General features: G+C 61.9%; 6 protein-coding genes. 1 reads left to right on the forward strand and 5 read right to left on the reverse strand.

Going from position 1 to position 6,135, the window contains the following annotated elements; genetic code table 11:
- From JNL55_RS14140 to JNL55_RS14160, 5 genes are all read right to left on the reverse strand, one after another.
- Positions 1-480: YajQ family cyclic di-GMP-binding protein (locus JNL55_RS14140; RefSeq protein ID WP_293854176.1), on the reverse strand; the 480-nt coding region annotated here is incomplete at its 3' end.
- A 10-nt stretch (positions 481-490) separates the two neighbouring features.
- Positions 491-1,546 (reverse strand): Gfo/Idh/MocA family oxidoreductase, encoded by a 1,056-nt coding sequence (locus tag JNL55_RS14145; protein WP_293854179.1) that lies wholly within the window; start codon positions 1,544-1,546, stop codon positions 491-493.
- 34 nt (positions 1,547-1,580) lie between these two features.
- Positions 1,581-2,735 carry a DUF3667 domain-containing protein gene (locus tag JNL55_RS14150; protein WP_293854182.1) on the reverse strand — a complete coding sequence of 385 codons (1,155 nt, stop codon included), beginning with the start codon at positions 2,733-2,735 and terminating at the stop codon, positions 1,581-1,583.
- 34 nt (positions 2,736-2,769) lie between these two features.
- Complete coding sequence (locus tag JNL55_RS14155; protein ID WP_293854185.1) at positions 2,770-4,440, reverse strand: amidohydrolase; 1,671 nt, start codon at positions 4,438-4,440, stop codon at positions 2,770-2,772.
- Positions 4,437-5,426, reverse strand: coding sequence for a LysR family transcriptional regulator (locus JNL55_RS14160; protein ID WP_293854190.1), 990 nt, complete (start codon positions 5,424-5,426; stop codon positions 4,437-4,439). The genes JNL55_RS14155 and JNL55_RS14160 overlap by 4 nt, the downstream gene beginning before the upstream one ends.
- Positions 5,427-5,494: 68 nt before the next feature.
- Between JNL55_RS14160 and JNL55_RS14165 the strand changes: the two genes are divergently transcribed.
- On the forward strand, positions 5,495-6,135 hold a 641-nt coding region (locus JNL55_RS14165), incomplete at its 3' end, for a CaiB/BaiF CoA transferase family protein (RefSeq protein ID WP_293854193.1).

A 6,135-nucleotide genomic window follows, 5' to 3' on the forward strand; every position in this document is an offset into this window, starting at 1 on the left:
ATCCCGGAAATTCTTGAACTGCAGCGGCATGTCGAGCTTGGCGCCGCGCGACAGCCGAATCACTTCCTGTAAATCGTCGCGGTTCTTGCCGGTGACCCGCACCTGCTTGTCCTGAATCGCCGCCTGCACTTTCAGCTTGGAATCCTTGATCAGCCGCTGCAGCTTCTTGCCCAGCTCGCTGTCGATGCCTTCGCGCAGCGTGACGACCTGCCGCGCCGTCTGGCCCAACACCACCGGATCTTCGACCTTGGTGCAGGCGACGTCGATGCCGCGCTTGGACAGCCTGAGCATCAAGATGTCGAGCATCTGCTTGAGCTGAAACTCCGCCTTGGCGGTCAGCGTGATGACCAGTTCCTTGAGTTCGAACTTGGCGTCGCTGCCCTTGAAGTCGAAGCGGGTGCTGACCTCGCGGCTGGCTTGATCGACGGCGTTGCTCACTTCGTGAGCGTCGAGTTCGGAGACGATGTCGAATGACGGCATGATGATGACTTCAGCGGCTGACCAGAGGCGCGGCCGGTTGCAGGTCGATGCGGCAACCCATGGCGCTGCTGGTGAGCGCGGCCTCGATGATCCGAATTGTGTCATAGGCCTGCGCGGCTGACACCGGTACCGGGCCACCGTGTTCGATGGCGTGGCGCATCTGTTCGTAGAACGACACCCAACGGCCGATCTGCGGCGTCACCACCTCGCGCTGACCGCTGTCACCATGCACCAGCGTGCCCCATTGCTCGGTGGGCTCGTTGCCGAAAAAATGCTCGCTCGGTTCCACGCCGGCGCGCAACTGCGCTTCCTGGGGGTCCAGCCCGGGTTTCAAGAATGAAGCCCGCGACCCATTGATGCGATATCGATACCCGCCGTCGGCGGCAATCGAACTGACGCCGAGCGTGATGCGCAGCGAGCCCTTGCCCAGCAGAATCTCGAAGCCGTCGACGGTGGCGCCGCCCTCGCGCTGGGTGAACACATTCGCATACAACCACTCGGGCGCGCCGAACAGCACCAGCGCTTGATCGATCAAATGCGAACCCAGATCGTAAAGAATGCCGTGACCGGGCTCGTCGCGATCGCGCCAACGATCGGTGACCTGCGGCCGGAAACGATCCCAGCGCGCGTGATACGCGTTGATCGTGCCCAGCTGGCCGGCGTCGATGAGCTGTTTGATGGTCAGGAAATCGCTGTCCCAGCGCCGGTTATGAAACACGGCGAACTTGCGCTTGCACTCGGTCGCCAGTTGGTCGAGGTCGCTGACCTCTGCCGCGGACGCTGCCACCGGCTTATCCACCACGACATGCTTGCCCGCGCGTAATGCGGCAATGGAGTGGGGCACATGCAGCGTGTTCGGTGACGCGATGGCGACCAGGTCGATGTCGTCGCGTGCCAGTAATTCTTCGGCTGAGCCGAGTACGTCGACCTCGCCGAGATAGTCCTGAGCCGGCTCAGGCTTGCTGGTCACGACCGCAACGATGGGAATGCCGGCGGCCCGAATCAGCGGCGCATGAAAATACCGACCCGCCACGCCGAAACCGATGATGCCTGCTCGTATGCTCATGGCGCGATTATACCGCTGCCGCCGGCCGCAATACTCAGCCCGACATACCTAGCGCCAGCAACAGCAATCCGAACATCACCAGCACGAACGTGATCATGATGGTCAGCAGGAACAGCCGTACCCACGCGCCGAAGCGTGACAGGCCGTAAGCGCCGCGCAGCTGCTTATAAAGATGCAACGGCGGCACGATGGCCAGCGCCGGTCCCCAAATCCAGGCACTGACACCGAGCACGTGCGCTACCGACAGCACGATCACGAACAGCATCATGAAACTGATGGAGTAAGTGACAAAAATGGCGTGGTCGTACAGATGCACGTCGCGGCGCCAGAAGAACAGCAGCCACATGAACGGCACGCTGAGCGGAATCAGGGCCCAGGAATATTTGTAACCGGCACTCTTGAGTTTGTAAGCCAGCAGCGTGGGATTGTCCGCTGCATGTTTGACGGCAAGTTCGAAACTGCTTTCTGCATTCTTGACAGATTCTGGTGTCGGCTGCGGCGACGATTCCGCTGCACCCTTGGCGGCGGCCTCGGCCTTGGCGCGCTCATCCTGCTTGCGCTTGAACTCGGCGATTTGTTTCAAGTCGCCGCTGATCATGGCTTGCATGGCTTCGCGCGCCGAGACATCGCCGGCGATGGACGCTTCGATTTGCTTGCGCTCGACCTCGCTCAGATTGTCGGTCTCGGCCAGCTGCTCGCGCTGCGCCTCGATTTTTTCGTTGAGCTTCTCGATATTGGACTCGATGTTCTCTTTCCATTGCTCGGCCACGCCCAGGTCCAAATCATCCGGCATGGAGGTCGCGGTAATGCCGGTCAATGACATCACGGCGAACATCAGGAACACGGAGAATAGATACAGCGCCATCGGCGAGACGAACTTGGCGCGCTCGCCGTTGATGTAACGGCGCGTCAGGTTGCCCGGGCGCAAGAACAGTTCCGGCACGGTACGCCAGGTCTTGCCTTCGAAATGAAAGACGCCATGCAGGATGTCATGGCCCAGCGAAGACAGGCTGCGATGCAGATGCGTTGCCTGGCCACAGTTCGAGCAGTAGGCGCCGCTCACGGTGGCACCGCAGTTGAGGCAGGTGCCGTGGCCTTCCTTATGCGATTCGCCCGCGGCAGGCTCGACGGCGCGCGCTATGACGCCGCCGGTGATGACATCCGCTGCTGCTTCCCCATGTCCTTCCATGGACGCCAAAATATCATTTCGGAGCAGGTTCGCGTTAGACCTTGTCGCTGCCGAATCTCACTTGGCCATCCACCAGCGTACTCAACACCTTCGCGCGCGTGATCTGTTCCGGTGCGCAGGTGGTCAGGTCAGTGTCGAGCACGGTCAGGTCGGCCAGATAGCCGGGGGCGATCAGGCCGAGGCGGTCTTCCTGGAAGCCGGCGTAGGCGTTGGCCGTTGTATACGCGGTCAAGGCTTCCTGCACGGTGATGCGTTGTTCCGGCACCCAGCCGCTGGGATTGGCGCCGTCGATGGTTTGCCGAAGCACCGCCGCCGCCACGCCCAGTAACGGATCGATGGGCGCGACTGGCCAGTCCGAACCGAAGGTCACTTTGGCCTTGGCATCGAGCAGCGAGCGAATCGCCCACGCGCCGTGCAAACGCTCGGGCCCGAGCGGCTTGATGGCCCAGCGGCCATCGTCGATGGCGTGGTACGGCTGCATCGACGCGATCACATTCAGCTCGGCGAAACGCGGTACGTCGGTGGCCAGCAAATGTTGGGCGTGTTCGATACGGAAGCGACGGTCGCGAGCGCCGTTCTTGTTAATCGCTGCCTCGAACATGCCGAGCACCTGGTCGTTACCTTCATCGCCGATGGCGTGCACGGTGATGTGCAGGCCGGCAGCGTCGGCATTCAATATGTAGTCGCGTAGCTTGTCCGGCGGCGTGCGATAGATGCCGTGCACCGATGGATTATCTGCATACGGCTCTCGAAACACCGCCGTGCGCGAGCCGAGCGAGCCGTCGACCAAGCCTTTCAGCGCGCCCCAACGAACCCAGTCATCGCCACGACCTTCGGCTTTCACCAGCGCCTGCAGTTTGCTCCAGTCCTCTAGTGGCACGAACGAATAGAAACGCATGCCGATCTTGTTTCGCTGGCGCAGCCGACGCAGAGCATCGTGTGTCACCCAATCGAGCTCGGTCACATGCACTTGGGTGACGCCTTTGGACAAGGCGTGCGCGGTGCCGACACCAATGGCCGTATCGATGTCGGCAGCGCTCGGCGAGGGAATCACGACCTTCAGCAAATCCTTGGCCTTGTCCTTGATCAAGCCGGTAGGCTCGCCCTGCGCGTCGCGAATGATCAAGCCGCCTTCTGGGTCGGGCGTGTTGCGATCGATGCGCGCCAGCTTCAATGCCAACGAATTCAACAACGCGACATGCTGATCGAGCCGAACCACCGCGACCGGCGTGTTCGGTGTGACGGCATCGATCCATTGGCGCGACGGCAATTCGCCGCCCCACATTTGTTCGTCCCAGTTGCCCCCTTGCAACCACTGGCCGGGCCGCAACGCTTGCGCCGACTTCGCGACGCGTTCGATAAACTCTTCGCGGGTTTTCGCAGTCCGCAGCTCGGGAGCGCTGAGCATGAAAGAAGCACGCAGAAAATGCGTGTGATTGTCCATGAAGCCCGGCATCACAAACGCGCCGCGCAGATCCATGATTCGCGTGCTCTTGGTCGCGAGCTTCCGCACGCGTGCGTTATCGCCAACCACCGAGACTCGATTGCCTGCGAGACCTATGGCATTGGCCAGCGGCACGTCGCGCTGACCGGTCCAAACTTTGGCGTTGATGTATGCAACGTCGAGCGGACGATCCGCGGCAACGAGCTGACGGCTTGCGAGCGCCGCTCCCATGCCGAGCAGCAGTTCTCGTCGATTGATCAAATCACATCTCCGGGCTGCGGCGCGCCGTCGATGCTCGGAGCGAGCACCTTGGCTTGTGCGTCCAGCTCTTTTAGAAACAAACGCGCCGCTGGCGACAGCGAGCGCGCGGCATGAGTAACGATGCCGATGGAGCGAGCGACAGTAGGATTGCGCAGCTTGCGATAAGACAGCGTCGGCGAATCGAGCTGTGCCAAGGTCAAGCGACTCAGCGCGCTGATGCCGAGACCCGCATTCACCAAACTGCCGATGGTGGTCGGTTGTTTGCAATTGAACAGCGGCTCGGCCGCCACGCCAGCTTCTTCCATGGCGCGGTCTATCATGGCGCGCAGGCCCGTTTCGGGTGACAGAATGACGAAAGCGCGAGTGGCAAACACTGACCATTCATGTTCTTCACGGTGCGCCAGCATGTCGTCGTTGCGACAAACCAGCACCACCTCATCGCGTAACAGCGGCCGATAGCGAAGGTCACTGCTGATCGGTGGTGGCGTCGACAAGCCGATGTCGGCCCGGCCATCCAGCACCGCGCGATGCACGGGCGTGCCGACATCCTCCCAAATCTGGATGCGCACGTCGGGCTGACGCTCGCGAAAACTCACAATCGTGGCCGGTAGCAGTAGGGCGGCAACCGACGGGAAGGCGGCGACCCGCACCACACCCTGACGGCCGGCGACAAAGTCGTCGAACTCGGCGAACACTTCCGTGTACTCATTCATTAGCCGCCGGGCCAGCGGTTCCAGCCGTTCGCCGGCCGGAGTCAGCCGCAGCTTGCGGGTATCCCGATCGAACAGCCGGGTGCCGAGCTTGGTTTCGATCTGCTGGATGGTCCGGCTCAGGGCTGGTTGCGAGACCCCCAGGGCCTCGGCGGCATCGCCGAAGCTGCCGGTGTCCGCCAGCGTCAAAAAGGCTGAAAGTTGCTGCAGGTTCAAGCGCGATTGCATCGAGGCCAACTGTTTCATGGGCGCCGACGGCGGGGCAACAGTTTTCACCGTAGCTATACATAAATAACCACCGCTGCATGGCTGCCCGAGGCGGCTACCGCCGTATGCTCAGGCCCATGATCCCACTATTGGCAGGCACACGAGTTCTGGAGCTGAGCGCGGTCGTCATGGGCCCGTTCGCCGGCCAGATCCTGGCCGACCTGGGTGCCGAGGTGATCAAAGTCGAACCCATCGAGGGCGATGTGGCGCGGGCCTCGCAGCCGCAGGCCGACGGCATGGGTGCGCTCTATATCAACAACAATCGAAATAAACGCGCCATCGCGGTCGACCTGAAGAGCGCCAGCGGCAAAGCCATTCTGGACAAGCTGATTGGGCGCTGCGATGTCTTGTTACACAACATGCGGCCGGAAGCGGCCGATCGGCTCGGCTTGAGCTTCGAAGCCGCCGCGGCCATCAATCCCCAGTTGATCTATTGCTCGGCCATCGGCTTCGGCCAGCGGGGCCGTTATCGGGGACGCCCGGCGTTCGACGACGTGATTCAAGCAGCGGCCGGGCTGGCCGGCATCGCTGAACACAATGGCGAAGATCCGCGCTTCATTCCTACGATTCTGGCGGACAAGGTCGGGGCGCTCCACGCCGTATACGGCATTCTCGCTGCCCTGGTAGCTCGCGCCAACGGCCGGCAAGAAGCGCTGCGAGTCGAAGTGCCGATGTTCGAAGCGCTGACGTCTTTCATTCTCAACGAACATCTCGCGGC

The sequence above is a fragment of the Steroidobacter sp. genome (assembly GCF_016790065.1).
Taxonomy (GTDB): Bacteria; Pseudomonadota; Gammaproteobacteria; order Steroidobacterales; family Steroidobacteraceae; genus Steroidobacter.

Excerpts from the sequence above, each read along its gene's own strand:
- JNL55_RS14145 (WP_293854179.1), bottom strand. The coding sequence starts at position 1,546 with ATGAGCATACGAGCAGGCATCATCGGTTTCGGCGTGGCGGGTCGGTAT.
- JNL55_RS14150 (WP_293854182.1), bottom strand. The coding sequence starts at position 2,735 with ATGGAAGGACATGGGGAAGCAGCAGCGGATGTCATCACCGGCGGCGTC.